Here is a 21,921-nt window from a genome sequence, read left to right as displayed (position 1 = left end):
AGCGGGCCCGGGTCCGTGCCGTTTCTGCCAGCGCCGGGTTCGTGGCGCCTTGCATCTTCTGTGTGTCCGTCTTTGATCCCGAGGTCGTCATGCCTGCTCAAAAGCCCGCGAAGTCCGTCAAGTCCGCCCCGCCCGCCAAGACCGTTTCCAAACCCGCAGCGCGACCGCCGAAAGCCGCTGCCCAGCCGGCAGTCCGGGCCGCCGCCCCTGCCGCCGCGAAGAAAGCCACGATAGTGACCGTTCCCAAGTCCGCCGCCTCGAAACTCCAAGACGCAGCCGACGAACTGCTGAAGAACGCCGCCAAGGCCACCAAGTCGAAGGTGGCGAAGGTGGCGAAGGCGCCTGCCGCCGCAGCAGCCGCCGTGCTTGGCGACGACGCCGCGGCCTTGGCGGCGACCAAGAAGAAGCCGGGCCGCCCGGCCAAGGCCGCCGCCGCGGTCAAGACGGCGGTGCGAAAGGCCCAGGTGGACAGCGACGACACCGACCTGTCGGACATCGAGGCCGAGTTCGCAGAAGAGCCGGAAGCCGAGACCGCGGCCGTCGCAGAGACGGGCGACGCCACAGCCGCCGCCCCCGCCGAGAAGGTCAAGCCGCTGCGCATGAAGATCAGCAAGGCGAAGGAACGCGCCTTGATGAAGGAATTCGGGCTGGACGAGACCGTCCTGTCGGAAGAGGACATGGCCAAGCGCCGTTCGCGCCTGAAGGCGTTGATCACGCTCGGCAAGACCCGCGGCTACCTGACGCAGGTCGAGATCTCCGACCACCTGCCCGACAAGCTGGTCGACGCCGAGACGATGGAAGTCGTGATCGCCATGTTGAACGACATGGGCATCGCGGTCTACGAGCAGACGCCCGACGCCGAGACGCTGTTCCAGAACAACGTCACCCCCACCGCCGCCACTGTCGAGGAAGCCGAGGAAGAAGCCGAGGCCGCGCTCTCCACCGTCGACAGCGAATTCGGCCGCACCACCGACCCGGTCCGCATGTACATGCGCGAAATGGGCACCGTCGAGCTGCTGACCCGCGAAGGCGAGATCGAGATCGCCAAGCGCATCGAAGGCGGCATGCAGGCCATGATGGAGGCGATCAGCGCGTCGCCCGCCACCATCGCCGCGATCCTGGTGATGGGCGAGGACATCCGCGAAGGCAAGGTCGTCATCTCGACCATCGTCGACGGCTTCTCCAACCCCAACGAAGCCGACGACTACGTGGCCGAGGAGGACTTCGACGAGTTCGACGAGGAAGACGACGACGACGGCAAGGGCGGCTCCAAGGCGCTGACCAAGAAGCTGGAAGAATTGAAGCGCGAGGCGCTGTCGCGCTTCGACAGGATGCGCGAGCTGTTCGAGCAGGTCCACAAGGTCTACGACAAGGAAGGCTACGGCACTCCTGCGTACCTGAAGGCCCAGGCCGCGCTCAGCGAGCAGCTGATGACGATCCGCTTCACCGCCAAGACCATCGAGAAGCTGTGCGACATGGTGCGCGCCCAGGTCGACGACGTGCGCAAGAAGGAGCGCGAACTGCGCCGCATCATCGTCGACAAGTGCGGCATGCCGCAGGAGACCTTCGTCAAGGACTTCCCGCCGAACCTGCTGAACCTGAAGTGGGTCGAGAAGCAGGTCGCCTCGGGCAAGTCCTGGAGCACGGTGATGGCCCGCAACATCCCGCCGATCCAGGAACTGCAGCAGAAGCTGATGGACATCCAGTCGCGGGTGGTCGTGCCGCTGCCGGAGCTGAAGGGCATCAACAAGCGGATGAACGACGGCGAGCGCGCGTCGCGCGACGCCAAGAAGGAAATGATCGAGGCCAACCTGCGCCTCGTGATCTCCATCGCCAAGAAGTACACCAACCGCGGCCTGCAGTTCCTGGACCTGATCCAGGAAGGCAACATCGGCCTGATGAAGGCGGTCGACAAGTTCGAATACCGCCGCGGCTACAAGTTCTCGACCTACGCGACCTGGTGGATCCGCCAGGCGATCACCCGCTCGATCGCCGACCAGGCCCGCACGATCCGCATCCCGGTGCACATGATCGAGACGATCAACAAGATGAACCGCATCTCGCGCCAGCATCTGCAGGAGTTCGGCTTCGAGCCGGATGCGTCCATCCTGGCCGAGAAGATGGAGATCCCCGAGGACAAGATCCGCAAGATCATGAAGATCGCGAAAGAGCCGATCTCGATGGAGACGCCGATCGGCGACGACGACGACAGCCACCTGGGCGATTTCATCGAGGACGGTGCCAACACCGCGCCGATCGAGGCGGCGATGCAGGCCGGCCTGCGCGACGTGGTCAAGGACATCCTCGACGGCCTGACCCCGCGCGAAGCCAAGGTGCTGCGGATGCGCTTCGGCATCGAGATGTCGACCGACCATACGCTGGAAGAAGTCGGCAAGCAGTTCGACGTGACCCGCGAGCGGATCCGCCAGATCGAAGCCAAGGCCCTGCGCAAGCTCAAGCACCCGAGCCGCTCGGACAAACTGCGCAGCTTCATCGACACGCTTTAAGTGCCGTCGCCCGGAAACGAGCATGAAAAGAGCGCCTGGCCGCTGTTCCGCAACGACCAGGCGCTCTTTTTCCATAGCGCGGTGCCGTCCGGAAACCGGCCGTCAGACTGTCTTGCGCCCCGCGTGGTAGCGGCCGGTGCCACGGTGCAGCACCCGGTCGGTCGGCGGCACGTCGCCCGGCTCGTATTCGGACAGGCGCCGCACTCGCTCGTACAGCGGTCCGAAATCGACCTCGGCCAGCCGCAGCAGGTCGTCCAGCCGGTCGAGCACGAAATACGTTTCCTGGAAGTCGTCGATCCGGTAGCGGGTGCGCATCACCCGCTCCAGGTCGAAACCGATGCGGTTGGGCGACGCGTCGTCCAGCGCGAAGACGCTCTCGGTGTACGACGATGCGATGCCCGAGCCGTAGATGCGCAGGCCGGCCGCTTCGCGCACCAGGCCGAACTCGACCGTGTACCAGTAGACCCGCGCCAGCTGCGGCAGCACGCCCAGCGCCTGCGCCCGCAAACCGCCCTGGCCGTAGGCCTGCACGAAGTCGGCGATCACCGGATTCATCAGCATCGGCACGTGGCCGAAGACGTCGTGGAAGACGTCGGGCTCTTCCAGGTAGTCGAGCTGCGCCGGCGTGCGGATGAACCGGCCCGCGGGAAAGCGGCGGTTCGCCAGGTGGTCGAAGAACACTTCGTCGGGCACCAGCCCCGGCACCGCCACCACCTGCCAGCCGGTGTGGCGCATCAGCACCTCGCTCAGCCGCTCGAAGTCGGGAATCTGCTCGGCACCGATCGGCAGGGCCTGCATGCCGGCGACAAAGGCCTCGCAGGCGCGGCCGGGCAGCAGCTTCGATTGGCGCACGAACAGGGTGCGCCAGGTCGCGTGCTCCTGCGGCGTGTAGCGCTCCCAGCCCTGCGGAATCGTCCAGTCGGGCCGCTCGGGCGGACGGTCGGCACCGGCGGCGGCGCCGTGCAGGAGGCGGGGTGGTGTCTCGGCGGCGTGGTCCATGCGGATTCCTCTCGTTGTTGTCTGCGTGCACTGTAGCGGCGGCAGGCACCAGGCTGCGGAAGGGCGCTGGTCTAATCCGTCTTTGCGCCCCCCGAAAGCCGCATGACCACGCCCGACACCGCCGCCTCGCTGGCGCTCAAGCTCAAATGGATCAGCCAGCAGTTCGCACGCGACCTGCCCAACCTGGCGCCGGCAGAGCGGCAGCGGCGCGAAAAGGAACTGGCCGACGCCGAACGCGCCCTGCGCGAGCGGATGGCCGAGGATGCCGACGACGCGGCCCCCGGCGCGGTACCGTGGAACTGAACGCGCAGACGCTGCCGGTCCTGTACTCGTTCCGGCGCTGCCCGTACGCGATGCGCGCCCGGGCCGCGCTGCTGTCCGGCGGCGTGCGCTGCGAACTGCGCGAGGTGGTGCTGCGCGACAAGCCCGCCGCGCTGCTCGCCGCATCGCCGAAGGGCACGGTGCCGGTGCTGGTGCTGGCTGACGGCCGCGTGCTCGACCAGAGCCTCGACATCATGCGCTGGGCGCTGGAGATCCGCGATCCCGCCGGTTGGCTGCAGCCCGCCCGCGGCAGCGCCGGCGAGATGCAGGCCCTCATAGAGGCGTGCGACACGGTCTTCAAGCCCGCGCTGGACGGCTTCAAGTACCCGGACCGTGCCGGCGCCGCTCGGGCCGATGCCGCGCCGCGGGACACCGGCGCGGCCTGGCTGCGGACCCTGGAAACGCGACTGCACCGCACCCCCCATCTCTTCGGCGACCGGCCCGGCCTGGCGGATGCGGCGATCCTGCCCTTCGTGCGCCAGTTCGCGATGGTGGAGCCCGACGGCTTCGCCGCCGAACCCTGGCCGCACCTGCACGCCTGGCTGGCCGCCTGGACCGGCAGCGCGGCGTTCGCACGGACGATGCACCGCTACCCGCCGTGGGACGGCCGGCCCGGTGCGGCGTGGTTCCCGCCGACGGGCTGACGGCCGCAGCAGCCCCCTAAGAGCGGCTAACACAACCCTTCTGGCGTCGTTGCCGCACCTTGTCGTACTACTCGTACTGTCTGCGATGCGGCGCCTAGCCAGAACCGCTTCGCTGGGTTGTGTTAGCCGCTCTAAGAGGCCGCCGCCCGGATCAGAACTTTTCCCAGTCGTCGGCGTTCGGGGCCGACAAGGCGACCTGCTGCTGCGCGACGCGCTTGCTCTGTGCAACCACGGGTGCGGAGCGATCCCCGGGGCCCCGGGCCAAAGCCACTTTCTTCGGCACGGGCGCCCCGGAGGGTGCGGCTGGCCGGCTGCGCTTTTCCGGCAGCGGCGGCGACGCCTGCGCCGCCGCCGCATCGATCCGGAACACGCTCAACACTTCCACCAGTCGCGCGGCCTGGTAGTTGAGGCTGTCGGCCGCGGCCGCGGACTCCTCGACGAGCGCCGCGTTCTGCTGCGTCACCTGGTCGAGCTGGTTGACGGCGTCGCTCACCTGCGAGATGCCCTGCGCCTGCTCGTGGGTCGCCGCGCCGATCTCGCCGATCAGGTCGGCGACACGGCGGGCCTGGTCGACCACTTCGCCGATCGTGGCGCCGGCATCGCCCACCAGCCGCGATCCGGTATCGACCTTCGCCACGCTCTCGCCAATCAGGACCTTGATTTCCTTGGCCGCCGTGGCGCTGCGCTGCGCCAGGCTGCGCACCTCGCTGGCCACGACCGCGAATCCGCGGCCCTGCTCGCCGGCCCGCGCCGCCTCCACCGCCGCGTTCAGGGCCAGGATGTTCGTCTGGAACGCGATGCTGTCGATCACGCCGATGATGTCGCCGATCTTGCGCGAACTGGCGGAGATGTCCTCCATCGTGCGCACCACCTCGCCGACCACATCTCCGCCGCGGCTGGCCGTGCTGCTGGCCGATTGCGCCATCTGCGTCGCAGTGCGGACCGTGTCGGCGTTCTGCTTGATCGTGGAATTCATTTCCTCCATCGACGCCGCCGTCTGCTGCAGGTTCGACGCCTGCTCTTCGGTGCGCTGGCTCAGGTCGGCGTTGCCCGTCGCGATCTGGCCTGCGCCGGTGGCGACGGATTCACTCCCATGGCGCACTTCGCTGACGACGCGGCTCAGGCTGGCGCGCATCGTCTCCATCGCGGCCAGCACGCTGTGGCTGTCGCTCTTGCGCAGCCGGACATCGATCGCCAGGTTGCCCTGCGCCACCTCCTGCGCGATGGCGGCGGCATACGCGGGTTCACCGCCGAGCTGCGATTTGACGCTGTGGGTAATGCCCCACGCCAGCAAAGCACCCGCGACCGCCGCGATGGCCGCCACGATCAGCATGGTGATGCCGGAGGCCGCGGCCTCATTTTGCGAACTGGCGACCGTTTCCAGCAGGATTTTGCGCTGTTGTTCGACCAAGGTTTCCAGCGCTTTGAAAAAGGCCGCCTGCAACGGGTTGACCTCGTTCATGAGCGTATCGCGCGACGCTACATTTTTACCTTCCAATCCAAGTGCGACAGCTTTGTCAATACCCGCGTTGTAGGGAACTCTCGTCGTATTGACCTCGGCCACCAGGCGCTGCTCCTCGGGGGCGGACGCCATCTGCTGCAATTTGTTCAATGCTTCGGTGTTGCGTATGCGCGCGTCGTCTATGCGCTTCTTCTCGAAAGCCATTTTCTCGGAATCGCTCAGGAGCGCGATATTTCTCGCGGCGCGCGCGATAATATTGACATTATCTTTTACATCCTGTACCAATAAAACCTTCGCAACACGGTCATCGGCAATGAACTGAATGTTTTTGCCCAACGAATTCAGCTGTGATTTTCCGAAAATAGCCAGCAAAAGGCCCGACATAATCAAAACGGCAAAGCCGACACCCAAGGTCGTGCCCAATTTCATTTTTCTCAAAATATTCATCATGACTCCTTGGCTGAAATGCCGGCAACTGTTTTTCACAACGTATACACCCGAGCAGGCACGTCCGAGCATCACTACGCGAAAGGAAACAAATTAGTTTCAAAACTTACGATTCAAGGAAACTCTAGCACTCCTGCCGTTGCCGCATTGCGACATGCCTCCAATGGCCTGTCGCCGCGTATGGATGCCCGCGGCGGGTTCGCTCTGTCACACTCGGCACCTGACTATTGGTTACAGAGCGCATCGACATGTCCGCACGCCCGCCCTCCGAGATCGCCCGGGACACTCTCAAGCTGCTGGCGACCCGCAAACTGGCGCCATCGCCCGACAACTACCAGACGCTCTACGACGAGATCGCCGGCACCGCGACACCGACCCCGTTCCCCGACGGTCCCCTGGGCCGTATCGCCCGCGCCCTGCCGGGTGAGACGCCGGTGCAGAAGCGGCTTCTGACCCAGTTCGACGCGGCCGTACAGCAAAAGAGCTGGACCGACCTACAGCGCGCGATCGCCGGGTATGCCCAGCTGGGCCTGGGCGCCTCCGCCGCGCAGGATGCGACGGTCGCGGCGCCGGGAGCCGACGCGGCGGCGCAGGGCTCCGCCCCGATCCCTGCGGAGCGCGCGCCGACGCCCGTGGCGGAGACCTTGCCCGCCACCCTGCTGGAGCAGATCGCCCGCCTGGTCGAGAACGTGATGCCCGCCCTCGGCACCGAGGACGCCCGGCTCCAGCAGACCGCCGACACCCTGCTGCATGCCCTGCGCGCGCCTTCGTCCGCCGAGGTGCTGCAGCCGATGCTGGCCGACCTGGGCTTTCGCCTGTCGTTCGCGGCCGAGGACCAGTCGGCGATCCGGGCCGGGCTGCTCGCCTCCCTGCAGCTGATCTTCCAGAACATCGGAGAGCTGAGCCTGGACGACCGCTGGCTCCAGGGCCAGGCCGACGCGCTGCAGGCCGCCGCCGAGCCGCCCCTGACGCTGCGCCTGGACGACCTGCAGAAGCGTTTGAAGGACGTGATCGTCAAGCAGTCCGAATCGCGCCAGCGCAGTCTGGATGCGCAGGAGCAGATGAAGGACATGCTGGCCAGCTTCATCGCGCGGCTGTCGCAGATGACCGCGTCGAGCGGCGTCTACCAAGACAAGATCGAGCAGTGCGCCGACCGGCTGGGCGAGGTGCGTTCGCTGGAGGAGATGGCGCCGGTGCTGCAGGAAGTGATCTCCGCCACCCGCGCGATGGCGCTCGACAGCCGGGTCCACCGCGACGAGCTGCAGTCGCTCCAGGACAAGACCGCCGCCACCCAGGCCGAGATCGGACGCCTGCAGGCAGCCCTCGAAAACGCCAGTGCCCAGGCCCGCCACGATCCGCTCACCGGCGCGCTGAACCGCAAGGGGTTGGACGAAGCCGCCGACCGCGAGGTGGCTCGCGCCCGCCGGGCCGGCACCGCCGTCTGCATCGGTTTGCTCGACATCGATAACTTCAAGCAGATCAACGACCGGCTGGGCCACGCGAGTGGCGACGCGGCGCTGGTGCACCTGGCGCAGGTGGCGCGCGAATCGCTGCGGGCGCAGGACACGCTGGCCCGCTACGGCGGCGAGGAGTTCGTGGTGGTCATGCCGGACACGCCGCCGGCAGAGGGCGTGGCGGTGCTGCAGCGTTTGCAGCGGGAGCTGACGAAGCGGTACTTCCTGGCGAACAACGACAAGGTGCTGATCACGTTCAGCGCGGGGGTGTCGGCGGTGTCGGCCAGCGATACGCCGGGGGATGCGTTGAAGCGGGCGGATCAGGCGATGTATCTGGCGAATAAGGCGGGGAAGAATCGGGTGATGTTGGCGTAGGGGTGGGTGGCTGGCGTAATCCGGCCTGGCCTGGCCTGGCCTGGCCTGGCCTGGCCTGGCCTGGCTGGCTGGCTGGCTGGCTGGCTGGCTGGCTGGCTGGCTGGCTGGCTGGCTGGCTGCTATATCTGGCTCCCTCTCCCCCTGGGAGAGGGTTGGGGTGAGGGCCGCGCCCGGCTGATTTGTGTCGCTGCTGCTCGTCGCTGCGTTGCCTGTTTTGGGTCCGGAGGCGGGGATTTCGCCCCCGCGGGCGAGTCCCTTTCTTTGCTTCGCCAAAGAAAGGAACCAAAGAAAGGCGACCCCGCTGCGGCGGTCCGGCTGCGCCGGACTGCTCTGCGGTGCTCGCGTGCGGCGGGGTCCCGCTCCAACTCGCTGCGCTGCGCTCCGCTCAGACAATCGCGGGACCTGATCCGCCGCCCGCTGCGCTCCTCGACGCCGCAGAGGGGCTGGGGAGCGGGAGCGGGGTCCACACGGGCCATCGCTGCGCTCGGCCTGGGGGTGCCCTTGCTTCGCTCGGCACGAGGGGCGGATCGTGGCTTTGCTCGGCTGTCTGACGCTTCGGTTTCACTGCCTCTTGCTCGCGGAGAGAGGGCTGGAGTATGGGTGGCCCGGGCCATCGTCGCATTACCCTTTTGCACGAACGCTACTAAATCAATAGCTAACCGTCGGCGCTGTACGCCGGCTACAGCCACTTTTCTTTCAAACATCTGCCTCGGTGCCGTTGCCGTTGCCAGCTACAGCTACAGCTACAGCGCCAGCTACAGCGCCAGCGACAGTGCAGGTGCTATTGCCGTTTTTATTGCCGCTTTCCCCCCCCAGGCGTAACTGCCGCGCAGCCGGCAGCAGCCGAGAGTCCCCGCACCCCCGCCCCTCGGGATGCGCCGAGGAGCGCAGCGGCAGGCGGAAAAAGGGCCGCGCATGTCTGAGCGCAGCGAGTTTGCGCGGACCCCGCCTGCCGCGAGCACCGCAGGTTGCCCGCAGCGCAGCGGAGGGACGCAGCACGTGGGGTCGCCTTTCTTTGGTTCCTTTCTTTGGCGAAGCAAAGAAAGGGACTCGCCCGCGGGGGCGAAATCCCCGCCTCCGGACCCAAAACAGGCAACGCAGCGACGAGCAGCAGCGACACAAATCAGCCGGGCGCGGCCCTCACCCCAACCCTCTCCCAGAGGGAGAGGGAGCAAGACAAGACAGCCGAGCAGTCGGCGTATCAGTAGCCCATGGATGCCAAGCCGACCGCCGCCCTCACGCCCTCGCAGGGGGCCAAGCGATCCCAACGCACCCGACCCGTTAGCAGCCGCAACATCAAGCGCCCAAGTCCTACCACCCTCCCCCACCCCGTCCCCCCATACTTCCCACCCATGCTGCGCTCCCTCCTCGACAGGCTGCCCACCATCCCCGAGCACCTGCTGTTCGGCACCCTGGCGGTCCTGGCCTATGTCATCACGACCCGTGCGCGCGGCGAGCAGCGGGCGCCTTCCAGCGCGATCGCCTGGGTCATGGGTCTGGCGCTGCTGCCGTACCTGGTGCTGCCGATGTACCTGGTCTTCGGCAGCCGCAAGCTGCGCCCGGCCCGCCTGCCGCGGGCGCGGCCGGCCATCCCGCTCGGGCACTGGGCGGCCGAGCTGATCGAGAGCTTCGGCCTGGCGCCGCCCTCGGCCTGCAGCGTGCGGATGCACCACGACGGCAGCGAGGCGCTGGCCGCGCTCTGGGACACGATCGCGCAGGCGCGCTCCCGGATCGACGTCTGCACCTTCCTGATCGGCGACGACGACGTCGGCCGCGAAACCGTCGCGCGGCTGGCGGCGCGCGCACGGGAGGGCGTGCGGGTGCGGCTGCTGCTCGACGGCTACGGCGCGCTGCTGGCGCCGCGCAACGCCTTCGATGCGCTGCGCGAGGCGGGCGCCGAGGTCGCCGTCTTCCGACCGTTCCTGAGCCTGCGCCGCAGCGGCCCGCGCAACCTGCGCAACCACCGCAAGCTGCTGATCGCCGACCACGCCTGGCTCTGGTGCGGCGGCCGCAACCTGGCGACCGAATACTTCAACGGGCGTGCGGGCGAGACGCCGTGGGTCGATCTGTCGTTCGACCTGCACGGCGGCGTGGCGGCGGCGGCGGCACATCAGTTCGAGCAGGACTGGGCTTCGGCCCGCGGCCACGCGCCGCGGCCGGTGGCGAGCCCGGCAGAGGTGCCGCACGGCGCGCTCGCGCAGTTCCTGCCCAGCGGCCCCGACCAGACCGAGGACACCGCCCAGGCCCTGATGATCGATGCCTGCTTCCGCGCGCAGAACCGCATCCTGGTCGTCACGCCCTACTTCGTGCCCGACAACTTTTTGCGCGACGCGATGCGGCTGGCCGCGCGGCGCGGCGTGGAGATCACGGTGGCGCTGCCCACCCGCTCCAACCACCGGCTGGCCGACTTCGTGCGCATGCGGGCGATGCGGGAGCTGTCGCGCGTCGGGGTGCGGTTCCGGATGCTGCCGGCGATGGCACATGCCAAGGCGGTGGTGGTCGACGAGAGCCTGGCGATGTGCGGATCGATCAACCTCGACCTGCGCAGCCTGCTGATCAACCACGAGGCGGCCGTCGTCTTCTACAGCCCGGCCGAGATCGAGTGGCTGGCCGACTGGATCGCCGTGCTGGCCGCCACCGGCCACGACTTCGACCCCCGGCCGCCCTCGCTGCTGCGCGATATCACCGAAGGCCTGCTGCTGACCGTCGCCTTCCAGCTCTGATTGCCGTTCTTCTCATTCATCGCAAAAGAACCCCGCCCCATGTTCCACCCTTCCGAACTTTTGCAGGACTACGGCTACTACGCCGTGTTCTTCGCCGGCCTGCTCGAAGGCGAAACCATCCTCCTGCTGGGCGCCTACGCGGTGCACGAGGGTTATCTGAAAATCTGGCCGCTGATCGCCTGCGGCGCGGCGGCGGCCTTCCTGAGCGACCAGTTCTATTTCTTCCTGGGCCGGCACAAGGGCCAGCAGGTGCTGGCGCGGCACCCGAAGATGCAGAAGCGCTTCACCCGCGCCTTCGGCTTCGTCCACCGCCATCCGATCTGGACGGTGATGCTGATGCGCTTCGCCTGGGGCCTGCGCATCGTGTTCCCGGTCGCGCTCGGCATGACCAGGATGCGCGCCGCGCTATTCGTGCCGCTGAGCGCTTTCGCCTCGGTGGTCTGGGCGGTGATCGTCTCGTTCTTCGGCATCTGGGCGAGCGAGCTGATCAAGTCGATGATCGGCAGCCTGCGGCCGTACGAATACGTGCTGATCGGGATCGCGGCGGCGGTCGGCCTGGTGGTGGCGATCCGGCATATCCGCATGGACTAGAGCTTTGGCACACCTCCAAAGGACTTTCGCTCACCCCCGGGCTTGCTCGCTGCGCTTAGCCGCCAGCCCCCTTCCTGGGGCGACGCCCGTGGCCCGGCAAAGCCGGTTCCACGGCGTCCCTGGGAGGGGCGCGCGCTGGGTTGACGGGTTTGGTGGCTGGTGGCGTGCCGTTTTGACGGTGGCGTTGCTGCTGGCGGGGTTCGGGGTGCAGGCGGCCGAGACTCTGCGCATCGGGTCCAAGCGTTTTACCGAGAGCTACATCCTGGCCGAGATCGTGGCGCAGCAGGCGGCCGCCACGGGGGCGGCGACGCGGGTGTCGCAGGGACTGGGCAATACCGCGATCGTGTACGCGGCGCTGCGCGGCGGCAGCATCGACGTGTACCCGGAATACACCGGTACCATCGCGCAGGAGATCCTGCGGCGGCCCGGCGCCACCGGCCTGGCCGCGCTGCGCACCGTGCTCGCGCCGCTGGGCCTGGGCGTGGCGGTGCCGCTGGGCTTCAACGACGGCTACGCGCTGGCGATGCGGGCCGACGCGGCCGAGCGGCGCGGTATCCGCACCCTGGCCGATCTGGCGCGGCACCCCGACCTGCGGCTGGGCCTGTCGAACGAGTTCCTGGGCCGGGCCGACGGCTGGCCGGGCCTGGCACGGCACCATGCCCTGCCCCAGACACCGCAGGCGCTCGACCACGGCCTGGCCTACGACGCCCTGGCCCGCGGCCAGGTGGACATCGTCGACATCTACACCACCGACGCGCAGATCGAGCGCCGCGGCCTGCGGGTGCTGCAGGACGCCGACAGCTACTTCCCGCGCTACGACGCGGTGCTGCTCTACCGGCTGGACGTGCCGCAACGCTTCCCGGCGGCGTGGGCGGCCCTGCAGCGGCTGCAGGGCCGGATCGACGAGGCGCAGATGGTGCGGATGAACGCGCGGGCCGAGGTGGACGGCCAGCCGTTCGAGGCGATCGCCCAGGCATGGCACCGGCAGGCGGGTGCACCCGCGGCGGGCTCCGCCTCCGCCTCCGTCTCCTCCGCCGACGCAGAAGCGGACGCGGACGCGGACGCGACCGCGCCACCGGCAGGGGCCGCCACCGCCGACGCGGCCCCGCCGGCGGCGATCCGCGGGTTCGCCGCCAAGCTCTGGGGCCCCGACCTCTGGCGGCTGACACGCCAGCACCTTCTGCTGGTGGCCGCCTCGATCGGCCTGGCACTGCTGGCCGGCGTGCCGCTGGCGATGGCGGTGGCCTACCGGCCCCGGTTGCGGGCGCTGATGCTGGGCGCCGCGGGGCTGCTGCAGACAGTGCCCTCGCTCGCGCTGCTGGCGATGCTGATCTCGCTCACCGGCAGCATCGGCAGCGTGCCGGCGCTGGCCGCGCTGATGCTCTATGCGCTGCTGCCGATCATGCGCAACACCGCCACCGGACTGGCCGCCGTGCCGACAGGGCCGCGGCAGGCGGCGCTGGCGCTGGGCATGACGCCGGGGCAGCGGATGCTGGCGGTCGAATTGCCGCTGGCCCTGCCGACCCTGATGGCCGGCGTGCGCACCGCCACCGCGATCGCCATCGGCACCGCGACCATCGCCGCCTTCATAGGCGCGGGCGGCTACGGCGAGCGGATCGTCACCGGCCTGGCGCTCAACGACCGCGGCCTGCTGCTGGCCGGCGCGCTGCCTGCGGCGATCCTGGCGCTGGCGAGCGAGGCGGTGTTCGAATGCCTGGAGCGCGTGCTGCGGCGCCGGCAGGCAGCGGCAGCGCAAGGGCGCTGACGCGCAGCACGTCTTTGAATGAAAAGTGGCCGGAGCCGCCGAAAGACGCCGACATGTTGCTATTATTCTTATAGCAAAGTGTTTTCGAGAAGGCTGGGCTGGCCTCTACCAGCTCCCTCGCAGCCGGGCATCAGGCCGCCGGCGGTCGCATCGGCAGCAGGAACGACACGTCCGGTTCGCGCTGCGTGGCGATGAAGCGCACGAAGCGCAGCGTCTCCATGTCGAAGACGCCGACCTTGTCGTTGTCCTGGCTCACGTAGGCGATCGGCTTGGTCGGGTGGTAGCTCAGGGCGACGGCACGGGCCTCCATCGGGATGTGGTGCAGTTCCTGCAGGGTGGCCGGGTCGACCACCGACAGGCTGCGGTCGCCGTAGTTGCTCACCACCAGCCGGCCGTCGCGGTAGAGGTAGAGCCGCGTCGCGTCGTCGCGCGACGGCGCCCGGCGGGTCACCTGCATCGTCTCGGTGTCGATCGCGCAGAGGGTGTTGCTCCAGCGGCAGGTGACGTAGAGCGTCTTCTCGTCGGGGCTGAGCGCATAGCCCTCGGGTTTCTCGCCGGGTGCGCAGGCGACCGGCGCCGCCGTCGCGTCGTGGGGGCGCACCCTGGTCACGGTATGCGACAGCAGGTTCATCGCATAGGCCGTCATCCCGTCGCGGGCCAGGGCGAACAGGTGGCTCTTGATGCCGCCCACCGGCACCGCGCGGCGGGGCGCGGTGTCGGTCGCGGGCCGGTCGATCACCACCAGCTGCGCCCGGTCTTCGCTGAGCGCGTACAGCCGGCCGTGCGCGTCCATCTGGATGCCGTGCAGCCGGTTGAACGGTGCGATGTCGATGGTGCGGGCCAGGGTGCGGGCGGCGATGTCGATCTGCAGGATGCGGGTGCCGCCTTCGCCCGGGTGGCCGGACGTCTCCACGCCGTAGTGGCCCACGTAGGCGAAGCGCCGTTCGCGGTCGACCACGAACTCGTGCGGGAAATCCGGCAGCGGGATGCTGGCCAGCCGTTCGCCGGTGTCGGCGTCGTAGTAGCTGAAGCAGTGGCTGCATTTCTCCACCAGCAGCAGGATGTCGCGGGTCATGGCTGTTGAATGCCCTGGGTTTCGAGTCGGATGCGGTAGAGCGAGGTCGATGCCGCGATGAACAGCTCGTCGCGCCGCGGGCCGCCGAAGGTGAGGTTGCCCACCTTCTCCGGCACCGGGATGCGGCCGAGCAGCGTACCGTCGGGGTGCAGCACCTGCACCGCGTCGAGGCTGCTGGTGTAGATCCAGCCGTGGCGGTCGATGCGCATGCCGTCGGGCAGGCCCGGGGACACCACCGCCACCACCCGCATGCCGCGCAGCCGCAGGCCTTCGACGTCGAACGCCACGATGTGGTGGTTGCCCCGGCCCGGGCGCCGTAGTGCGGCCGAGGTGTCGCTGACGTAGAGAACCGATTCGTCGGGCGAGAAGGCCAGGCCGTTGGGCTCCTGCACCTGGTCGGTCACGGCGTGCAGGCGGCCGGTGGCGGGCTCGTAGCAGAAGACGTGGTTGGCCGTCTGCTCGGACGCCGCCTCGTAGCCCTCGCGGTTGCTGAGGATGCCGTAGGGAGGATCGGTGAACCAGATCGTGCCGTCGCTGCGCACCACCAGGTCGTTGGGCGAATTGAGGCGCCGGCCCTCGAACCGGTCCACCACCACCTCGTCGGGCGTGGAAGCCAGCACCCCGTCGGAGCCGACCCGGGTGCGGAGGATGGCGCGGCGGCCATGGGAGCAGTGCAGCAGGGCGCCGTCGCGGTCGCGGGTATGGCCGTTGGCGAAGTCGACGCCGTCTCGCCAGACGGTCATGCCGTCGGCCGCCGACCAGCGCAGCATGCGGTTGGCGGGGATGTCGCTCCAGAGCACCGCGCCGTCCTCGTGCATCCAGACGGGGCCTTCGCTCCAGGTGGCGCCGGTGCACAGGCGCTGCAGCACGGCGCCCTCGGCAACCGGCGCGAAGCGCGGGTCCAGTATCTCGGGACGGATCGTCGTCATACGCTCCGAAGGCGCGGAAGTCAGGCGGTGGAGGAAGAAGAAAAAGCGGCCGGCACGGCACCGACGTGTTGGGCGGCGGCCGGGTCCCCGTCGGCGGCGCGGCCGGTGCGCGTCTTGCGCCAATCGGATGCGGCGACCATCGCATCGAGCGGCGCTACGCAGGCCGCCAATGCCGCCGCCGCGGTGCGCTTGCCGCTCAGCACGTCGGGCAGTGCCTGGCCGATCACGTCGCGGGCCATCGTGTCCCACTCGGGGATCAGCGGCCGCCAGGCCGGGTTGGCGATCTTCAATGCGTACGGCAAAATGCTCTGCTCCGGCCGGCGCGAGCGGAACTCGGCATCCGACAGGGTGGACCAGCGCCCGGCATTGCCGCCGGAGACCGCCACGCGCAGGTCGTTCTCCTTGTTGGTGAGCCACTGGATGAACAGGAAAGCCGCCTCGGGATTGCGCGCGTTGGCCGGGACGCCCAGGCCGAAGCCGCCGGTCAGGCCCGACCAGGTGCGCGCGGTGGGATGCATCGCATACGCCACCTTGCCGGCGACCCGCGAGCGCTTCGGATCGTGGGCCAGATTCATCACCGTCAGACTGTCGAGGTAGAACGCGCTGCGGCCCGAAAGGAAGGCCTCCTGCATTTCTCCGAAGCCGGCGTTGGCGCCGAGGCCCTCGGGGCCGGTCTGCACGATGCGCGCCAGCACCTCGGCAGCGCGCACGCCGGCCTCGTTTTGCAGCACGGCGTGGTAGTTGCCGTCGAACACCTGGCCGCCGTGCGGGGTCAGGTGCAGCAGCCAGGCATGGACGATCTGGTGGCCCGCCGAAGTACGAGACGCCAGACCGCCGATCTTTTCCTTGTCGCGCACCATCTCGCAGGCGCTCAGCAACTCGGTGTAGTTGGTGGGAATCGGCAGCTTGAGCCGCTCCAGCACGTCGCGCCGGTAGCCGAGCACACTGGTCTCGGCACCATAGGGCAGCCCGTAGAGCTGCGCGGGCGAACGGGGCAGATAGCTACCCGGGCCGCCCACCCGGCCGATAGATTCGAGGTAGCCGGGGATGATGTCCTGCAGCGCGTAGCCCGGCTGTGCCAGCGGGCCGACCAACATGTCGTCGAGAGGACGCAACAGGGCCCGCCGCGCATACTCGTTCTTCCAGGTGAGCAGGTAGGTGACAACGTCGTAGCCGCCCTGCTGGCGCCGCATCTCGGCCACCTGCTTGTCGTGCATGTCGAGGTAGGGCGTACGGTCGCGCTCGACCAAGATGCCGGTCTCGGAGGTGAAGCGGTCGAAAAGGGTCTGCGCCGCGTCGTAGTGCGGATGCGGACCGGGATAGCTGACCACGATCTTCTGGCCGCGGTACGGTCGATAGAGATCCTGCGCATGCAATGCAGATGCAGCAGCAGCGGTCATGCCGGCTGCGAGGAAATGCCGTCGCTCCATGGAGTTTTCCTTAGTTGATGCTCGGCAATTTACCACTGGATACCATCTCGGAGCCTCTCGCGTCGCATAGCCGTGCTCATCCCTTCACCGCGCCCGCCGTCAGGCCGGTGATGATCTGGCGCGCGGCCAGGAAGGTGAAGACCAGCGGCGGGATCGCGATCAGGCTGCCGAGCGCCATGACCTTGCCCCAGTCGACGCCGATATCGGTGACGTAGAGCGAGGCGGCCACCGGCAGGGTACGGGTCGCGCGGTCGGTCAGCACCAGGGCAAGGATGAATTCGTTCCAGGCGATGCGGAAGGTGAAGATCGCCGCGGCGGCCAGGCCCGGCCGGATCAGCGGCAGCACGACCCGCCAGAACACCGCGAGCGGGCCGCAGCCGTCGATGGCCGCCGCCTCCTCCAGCTCCACCGGCACCTGCTGGATGAAGCCGTAGAGCAGCCAGATGGTGAACGGCAGGTTGACCGCCACGTAGAGCAGCACCAGCCCGCCGAGCGAATTGGCGATGCCGGCCCGCGTCCACACCATGAACACCGGCACCGCCAGCACCGCCAGCGGCACGGTGCGCAGCAGCAGCGTGGTGTATCCGATCGCCTTGCGGCCCCGGAACCGCAGCCGCACCAGCCCGTAGGCGGCCATGCAGCCCAGCAGCAGCGTGATCGCGGTGGAGGCCACGCCGACCACCAGGCTGTTGACCAGGTAGCGGTCGAAGTGATCGTCGAACAGCACGTCGCGGTAGTTCTGCAGCGTCGGCACGAAGACGAAATGGAGCCCCTGGGTGAACAGGTCGCTCTGCAGCTTGAACGAGGTGGCGAACATCACCACGATCGGCGTCGCACAGAAGAGGGCGAGCGCCAGCAGCGCGACGTAGTGCAGCAGGTCGCCGAGGCGCGCCGCCAGGACGCCCGGACGCAGGGTCTCGGGGTGCGTGCGGTCGAGGATGCTCATGGCCGCTCCTCATGCAGGGGGTCGGACAGGCGCAGCGCGAACCACGAGAGGCCCGCCACGACCGCCAGCAGCAGCACCGAGACGGCGGCGGCGGCACCGAGCTGCTGGCCGACGAAGGCCGTCTTGTAGATGTGCAGCGACAGGATTTCGGTGGAGTCGCCCGGCCCGCCGAAGGTGAGGATGTAGACCACCTCCAGCACCCGGAACGCGTCGATCAGCCGCATCAGCAGCGTGACCACGATCACGTTCATCACCATCGGCAGCTTGACCCGGAAGGTGGTCTGCCACCAGTTCGCGCCGTCCATGCGGGCGGCTTCCAGCACCGCGGTATCGACGTTGGCGAGCGCTGCGATCATCATGATGAAGACGAAAGGCGTCCACTGCCAGATGTCGGCGATCACGATGGCCGCGAAGGCCATATGCTCGTTGGCCAGCCAGGCCACCGGCTGCGCCCCGAACACGCCGAGCAGCGCGTTGACCAGCCCGAACTGCGCATCGAACAGGTAGCGCCAGGTGAGGCCCACCGCGATCGGCGCGATCATCATCGGCAGGATGAACAGCATGCGGAACAGCGCGACGCCGCGCAGCGGACGGCCCGGCCGGTCCTCCAGCGCCAGGGCCAGCGCGATGCCCAGCACCATCTCGGCGGTGACGCAGACGAAGGCGAACAGCAGCGTGATGCGCAGGGAGCGCCAGACCGCCGGGTCCTGCAGGGTGCGCAGGAACGTCTCCAGGCCGACCCAGCGGGCGTCGGACCAGGGCGTGCCGATGCTCCAGTCGTAGAAGCCCAGTTGCAGCGCCGACAGCACCGGATAGAGGCAGGCCGCCGCCATCACGACGGCCGCGGGGCCGACGTAGACGAGCGGCACCCAGGCGGGTGTTTTCATCGTGAAACTTTCGCAAGAAAGAGGTCTGCAGCCGGCGCCGCGCGCCGACCTTCATCTACAGAAACCATAGCAATCGACCTGCCGGCGGTTCAGGCCTTGAGGTATCCGCCGCGGCGCATGATCTCGGTCACCTTCGGCACCACGCCGTCGAGCGCGTCCTTCGGCGTCTTCTTGCCGGTGAGCGCTTCGGAGATCGCCACGCCCAGCGCCTGGATGTTGATCTCGTCCCACTCGGGGATGATCGGCCGCCAGTCGGGGTCGGAGTACTTGAGCTGCTCGCGCAGGGTGATGTACTCGGGGTACTGGCGCACCAGGTCGGCGTCGGCCAGGGTGCTGTCGCGGATCGGCACGCCGCCGGCCTTCGCCACCGCGACGTCCTGCTGCTTGGAGGTCAGCCACTGCATCAGCAAGAAGGCCGCGTCCGCGTTCTTGGCGTTGCGCGGAATCGCCAGGCCCAGGCCGCCGGACTGCGACGCGTACCGAGCGCCCTTCGGATGCAGCGCGTAGCCGACCTTGCCCGCGATCCTGGACCGGGCCGGGTCGTTGACCTGGCCGAAGACGATGGTCGAATCGAGGTACATCGACGCCTGGCCCTGCAGGAAGGCGGTCATCATCTCGCCCTGGCCGTAGCTCGGGATACCGGCCGGGCCGGTGTCGGAGACCTGCTTGAGCAAGGCGAGCGCCTTGACGCCGGCCTCGTCGTTGAAGCGCGGCCGCCAGTCGGCGTCGAACACCTTGCCGCCCAGCGGGTTCAGGTGCAGCAGCCAGGCGTGGACGCACTGGTGACCGGCCTGGCCACGCGAGGTGAGCGCGCCGATGCCCTGCCTGGCCTGGAGGATCGGCAGCAGCCCCTGCAGCTCGGCGTAGGTCTGCGGCGGCTTCAGGTCGTGCCTGGCGAAGATGTCGTGGCGGTAGGCGAGGATCGAGGTCTCGGCACCGTAGGGCAGGCCGTAGAGCTTGGCCCCGGCGCCCGCCAGATAGCCGCGCGGGCCGCCGACCAGGCCGATGTTCTCCCGGTAGGCGGGCACGATGTCCTGCAGGTCGAAGGCCGGGTCGGCCAGCGCGGGGTTCTTCATGAACGGCTCCAGCTCGCGGACCAGGTTCTTCTTGACGTACTCGCCCTTCCACATCACCACGTAGCTCACCAGGTCGTAGTCGCCCTGGGGCTTGGCCATCTCGAGCAGCTGCTTGTCTTTCATCCGCAGGATCTGCAGCTTGTCGACCTCGACCTTGATGCCGGTTTCCCTGGTGAAGGCCGGCAGCAGCCTGAGCATCGCCTCGTAGTGCGGATGCGCCGGGACGCTGACGACCACGCTCTGGCCGCGGTACTTGGCATAGCGGTCCTGGGCCCGGCTGCTGCCGAAGGGCAGCACGGCGCCGAAAAGGGACAGGCCGCCGGCCCGGACGATGTCGCGACGTTGCATGGGGTCTCCTGGAGGATGGTTTTCAGGGGGTCAGGCGGCGAGATTGCGGCCGGTGGCACGGTCGAAGACATGCAGGGCCGCCGGGTCGGCCGCGAGCGGCACGGTGGAGCCGACCAGATCGGTGCGGTGGCCCGGCACCACCGCGGCAAGCCGGGTGGTCGGGTGGTGGTCGAGATGGCCGACCAGCACGCTCTCGGTGCTCAGGTACTCGACCATCGCGACCTGCATGCGCAGGGCCGGCGGCGCGTCGTCGGCGATGCGCAGCGCCTGGGGCCGGACACCGGCCACCACCTCGGCACCGGCGGCCGGGCCGGGCGCGCCCGGCGACGGCAGCAGGAACCCCTCGCCCTGCAGCCCGCCGTCGGCGCGCACCGTGGCCGGTAGCAGGTTCATCGTGGGCATGCCGATGAAGCCGGCGACGAACAGGTTGGCCGGGCGGTCGAACACCTCCCGCGGCGTGCCGACCTGCTGGATCAGGCCCTTGTCGAAGATCACGATGCGCGAGGCGAGCGTCATCGCCTCGACCTGGTCGTGGGTCACGTAGACGGTGGTCTTGCCGAGCCGCTGGTGCAGCACCGCCAACTCGGCCCGCATGTGGCCGCGCAGCTTGGCGTCGAGGTTGGAGAGCGGCTCGTCGAACAGAAACACCGCCGGCTCCCGCACGATCGAGCGGCCGATCGCCACCCGCTGGCGCTGGCCGCCCGACAGCTCCTTGGGCTTGCGCCGCAGCAGGTGGCCCATGTCGAGGATGCGGGCCGCCTCCTGCACCCGGCGGTCGATCTCGGCGCGCGGCGTGCCGGCCAGCCGCAGCGCGAAGCTCATGTTCTCGGCCACGTCCATGTGCGGGTACAGGGCGTAGTTCTGGAACACCATCGCGATGTCGCGCTGCTTGGGCGGCGCGTCGGTCACGTCGCGGCCCGCGATGAGGATGCGGCCCTGGGTCGTCGTCTCCAGGCCGGCGATCATCCGCAGGGTGGTCGACTTGCCGCAGCCCGACTCGCCCAGCAGCACCACGAACTCGCCGGCGCGCACCCGCAGGTCCATCGCCTGCACCACCGTCACTTCGCCGAAACGCTTGACGACGCCTTGCAATTCGAGTCCCGCGACGTCGTCACAGGAGCCATTCTTGTCATGTGTCATCGTGCCGTATGTAGCGAATTTTGCGATCGGATGCCTGCGGCATTGACCGCCATGTTCTAAAAAGCGAAGGATCCATAGCGGAGTCCTGGCGGCGCACGCCCCATCCGATGGGCGGCCTTCGGTTGCCGGGGTGAAGGTTCGCGGGGCCCCAGATCGACTGGTAGGTGTCGATGCAGCGCCCCTGCCTTTGCAGCACGGCGAACGCTACGACCCACGCGATCCACCACAGGCCCACGCCCAGCCACATCCACCGCGGCGCATCGGCCACCGCCAGGCCCAGCGCCACCGTCGCCACCGCCAGCAGCAGGGCGAGGTAGCCCAGGCCCTTGTGCAGCAGCTCGAATACGATGCGGCGGCGGCTCATGTCGTAGTGATCGCCCCGCATGCCGCGCGGATCGGTCGGCCCGCCCTTGCTGCCCCGCAGCCAGCCGCCGAGCGCCTGCAGCGCGCCCAGCACCGCCACCGCCAGGCCCATCCCGGCATGCCAGCGCGCTGCGGCCGTCGCGCCGCCGCCGCGGCCCCAGGCCAGCCACAGGGCGGCGGCCATCGCCGCCAGGCCGGCCGTCTGAAGGGTGCGGTGGGCATGCCACCAGGCCTTGTGGTCGCGCCGCCGGGGCCAGTCCTGTCCCGGCATCACCTTGAAGAAGCGGGCGACCAGCACCCCCAGCGGCAGCAGCACCGCCCAGGCCAGCACCATGAGCCGGCCGTGCCACGCGGCCCAGGGGGCGAGGTGGTGTTCGGCGGCCCCGCTGGCGGGGGCCAGCAGCCAGGGCAGGCAGGCGGCGAGGTCCATGGCGGCCGA

Annotated in this window: 17 protein-coding genes; 7 read left to right on the top strand and 10 right to left on the bottom strand. The window is 68.8% G+C overall.

Features of this window, described 5'->3' with window-relative positions:
* Positions 1-89 precede the first annotated feature (89 nt).
* Complete coding sequence (gene rpoD, locus DFQ15_RS03580; protein WP_110464653.1) at positions 90-2,507, top strand: RNA polymerase sigma factor RpoD; 2,418 nt, start codon at positions 90-92, stop codon at positions 2,505-2,507.
* A 102-nt stretch (positions 2,508-2,609) separates the two neighbouring features.
* Here the strand turns inward: rpoD and phhA are convergent, their stop codons facing one another.
* Positions 2,610-3,506 carry a phenylalanine 4-monooxygenase gene (phhA, locus tag DFQ15_RS03575; protein ID WP_110464652.1) on the bottom strand — a complete coding sequence of 299 codons (897 nt, stop codon included), beginning with the start codon at positions 3,504-3,506 and terminating at the stop codon, positions 2,610-2,612.
* Positions 3,507-3,608: 102 nt separating this feature from the next.
* On the opposite strand from phhA, the gene DFQ15_RS17670 reads away from it, so the two are divergent.
* Together DFQ15_RS17670 and DFQ15_RS03570 are read left to right on the top strand one after the other, a co-directional pair.
* A complete protein-coding gene (locus DFQ15_RS17670; RefSeq protein ID WP_233504250.1) occupies positions 3,609-3,809 on the top strand; it encodes a hypothetical protein in 201 nt (66 codons plus the stop codon).
* Entirely contained in the window at positions 3,800-4,471 is a 672-nt protein-coding gene (locus DFQ15_RS03570; protein WP_310593101.1) for a glutathione S-transferase, read from the top strand. Before DFQ15_RS17670 ends, DFQ15_RS03570 begins: the two co-directional genes overlap by 10 nt.
* A 151-nt stretch (positions 4,472-4,622) precedes the next feature.
* On the opposite strand, the gene DFQ15_RS03565 is transcribed toward DFQ15_RS03570, so the two are convergent.
* Positions 4,623-6,380, bottom strand: coding sequence for a methyl-accepting chemotaxis protein (locus DFQ15_RS03565; protein WP_110464754.1), 1,758 nt, complete (start codon positions 6,378-6,380; stop codon positions 4,623-4,625).
* 248 nt (positions 6,381-6,628) lie between these two features.
* On the opposite strand from DFQ15_RS03565, the gene DFQ15_RS03560 reads away from it, so the two are divergent.
* The 4 genes from DFQ15_RS03560 (at position 6,629) to DFQ15_RS03545 (ending at position 13,288) form a co-directional block, all read left to right on the top strand.
* The gene (locus DFQ15_RS03560) at positions 6,629-8,209 is read left to right on the top strand and encodes a sensor domain-containing diguanylate cyclase (RefSeq protein ID WP_110464650.1); all 1,581 of its coding nucleotides are present in this window, start codon (positions 6,629-6,631) and stop codon (positions 8,207-8,209) included.
* A 1,352-nt stretch (positions 8,210-9,561) separates the two neighbouring features.
* A complete protein-coding gene (locus DFQ15_RS03555) occupies positions 9,562-10,932 on the top strand; it encodes a phospholipase D-like domain-containing protein (protein ID WP_110464649.1) in 1,371 nt (456 codons plus the stop codon).
* Between the two features lie 39 nt (positions 10,933-10,971).
* Positions 10,972-11,523 (top strand): DedA family protein, encoded by a 552-nt coding sequence (locus DFQ15_RS03550; RefSeq protein ID WP_110464648.1) that lies wholly within the window; start codon positions 10,972-10,974, stop codon positions 11,521-11,523.
* A 172-nt stretch (positions 11,524-11,695) separates the two neighbouring features.
* Positions 11,696-13,288, top strand: coding sequence for a glycine betaine ABC transporter substrate-binding protein (locus DFQ15_RS03545; protein ID WP_110464647.1), 1,593 nt, complete (start codon positions 11,696-11,698; stop codon positions 13,286-13,288).
* Between the two features lie 130 nt (positions 13,289-13,418).
* Here the strand turns inward: DFQ15_RS03545 and DFQ15_RS03540 are convergent, their stop codons facing one another.
* The 8 genes from DFQ15_RS03540 to DFQ15_RS03505 all read right to left on the bottom strand — a co-directional run bounded on the left by DFQ15_RS03540 (position 13,419) and on the right by DFQ15_RS03505 (position 21,912).
* Positions 13,419-14,363 (bottom strand): YncE family protein, encoded by a 945-nt coding sequence (locus tag DFQ15_RS03540; protein ID WP_110464646.1) that lies wholly within the window; start codon positions 14,361-14,363, stop codon positions 13,419-13,421.
* Positions 14,360-15,292, bottom strand: coding sequence for an SMP-30/gluconolactonase/LRE family protein (locus tag DFQ15_RS03535; RefSeq protein ID WP_199399805.1), 933 nt, complete (start codon positions 15,290-15,292; stop codon positions 14,360-14,362). The genes DFQ15_RS03540 and DFQ15_RS03535 overlap by 4 nt, the downstream gene beginning before the upstream one ends.
* Before the next feature lie 20 nt (positions 15,293-15,312).
* Positions 15,313-16,722: an extracellular solute-binding protein gene (locus DFQ15_RS03530; protein WP_110464645.1), complete on the bottom strand. Its 1,410-nt coding sequence runs from the start codon at positions 16,720-16,722 to the stop codon at positions 15,313-15,315.
* A gap of 76 nt (positions 16,723-16,798) precedes the next feature.
* Positions 16,799-17,668 (bottom strand): carbohydrate ABC transporter permease, encoded by an 870-nt coding sequence (locus DFQ15_RS03525; RefSeq protein WP_110464644.1) that lies wholly within the window; start codon positions 17,666-17,668, stop codon positions 16,799-16,801.
* Positions 17,665-18,555 carry a carbohydrate ABC transporter permease gene (locus tag DFQ15_RS03520; protein ID WP_110464643.1) on the bottom strand — a complete coding sequence of 297 codons (891 nt, stop codon included), beginning with the start codon at positions 18,553-18,555 and terminating at the stop codon, positions 17,665-17,667. Before DFQ15_RS03520 ends, DFQ15_RS03525 begins: the two co-directional genes overlap by 4 nt.
* Before the next feature lie 89 nt (positions 18,556-18,644).
* Positions 18,645-19,979 (bottom strand): ABC transporter substrate-binding protein, encoded by a 1,335-nt coding sequence (locus DFQ15_RS03515; protein WP_110464642.1) that lies wholly within the window; start codon positions 19,977-19,979, stop codon positions 18,645-18,647.
* A gap of 30 nt (positions 19,980-20,009) precedes the next feature.
* On the bottom strand, positions 20,010-21,119 hold the full coding sequence (locus tag DFQ15_RS03510) for an ABC transporter ATP-binding protein (RefSeq protein WP_110464641.1): 1,110 nt from the start codon (positions 21,117-21,119) through the stop codon (positions 20,010-20,012).
* Complete coding sequence (locus DFQ15_RS03505; RefSeq protein ID WP_199399804.1) at positions 21,109-21,912, bottom strand: cytochrome b561 domain-containing protein; 804 nt, start codon at positions 21,910-21,912, stop codon at positions 21,109-21,111. Before DFQ15_RS03505 ends, DFQ15_RS03510 begins: the two co-directional genes overlap by 11 nt.
* Between the last annotated feature and the right edge of the window lie 9 nt (positions 21,913-21,921).

This window comes from Xylophilus ampelinus (genome assembly GCF_003217575.1).
Classification (GTDB): domain Bacteria; phylum Pseudomonadota; class Gammaproteobacteria; order Burkholderiales; family Burkholderiaceae_C; genus Xylophilus; species Xylophilus ampelinus.
This window is presented reverse-complemented; position numbering and strand designations above follow the sequence as displayed.

Bases quoted from the DNA above. Each gene is read 5' to 3' on its own strand.
- rpoD (WP_110464653.1), top strand. From the start codon at position 90: ATGCCTGCTCAAAAGCCCGCGAAGTCCGTCAAGTCCGCCCCGCCCGCC.
- phhA (WP_110464652.1), bottom strand. From the start codon at position 3,506: ATGGACCACGCCGCCGAGACACCACCCCGCCTCCTGCACGGCGCCGCC.
- DFQ15_RS17670 (WP_233504250.1), top strand. From the start codon at position 3,609: ATGACCACGCCCGACACCGCCGCCTCGCTGGCGCTCAAGCTCAAATGG.
- DFQ15_RS03565 (WP_110464754.1), bottom strand. From the start codon at position 6,380: ATGAATATTTTGAGAAAAATGAAATTGGGCACGACCTTGGGTGTCGGC.
- DFQ15_RS03560 (WP_110464650.1), top strand. From the start codon at position 6,629: ATGTCCGCACGCCCGCCCTCCGAGATCGCCCGGGACACTCTCAAGCTG.
- DFQ15_RS03555 (WP_110464649.1), top strand. From the start codon at position 9,562: ATGCTGCGCTCCCTCCTCGACAGGCTGCCCACCATCCCCGAGCACCTG.
- DFQ15_RS03550 (WP_110464648.1), top strand. From the start codon at position 10,972: ATGTTCCACCCTTCCGAACTTTTGCAGGACTACGGCTACTACGCCGTG.
- DFQ15_RS03540 (WP_110464646.1), bottom strand. From the start codon at position 14,363: ATGACCCGCGACATCCTGCTGCTGGTGGAGAAATGCAGCCACTGCTTC.
- DFQ15_RS03535 (WP_199399805.1), bottom strand. From the start codon at position 15,292: ATGACGACGATCCGTCCCGAGATACTGGACCCGCGCTTCGCGCCGGTT.
- DFQ15_RS03530 (WP_110464645.1), bottom strand. From the start codon at position 16,722: ATGGAGCGACGGCATTTCCTCGCAGCCGGCATGACCGCTGCTGCTGCA.
- DFQ15_RS03525 (WP_110464644.1), bottom strand. From the start codon at position 17,668: ATGAGCATCCTCGACCGCACGCACCCCGAGACCCTGCGTCCGGGCGTC.
- DFQ15_RS03520 (WP_110464643.1), bottom strand. From the start codon at position 18,555: ATGAAAACACCCGCCTGGGTGCCGCTCGTCTACGTCGGCCCCGCGGCC.
- DFQ15_RS03515 (WP_110464642.1), bottom strand. From the start codon at position 19,979: ATGCAACGTCGCGACATCGTCCGGGCCGGCGGCCTGTCCCTTTTCGGC.
- DFQ15_RS03510 (WP_110464641.1), bottom strand. From the start codon at position 21,119: ATGACACATGACAAGAATGGCTCCTGTGACGACGTCGCGGGACTCGAA.
- DFQ15_RS03505 (WP_199399804.1), bottom strand. From the start codon at position 21,912: ATGGACCTCGCCGCCTGCCTGCCCTGGCTGCTGGCCCCCGCCAGCGGG.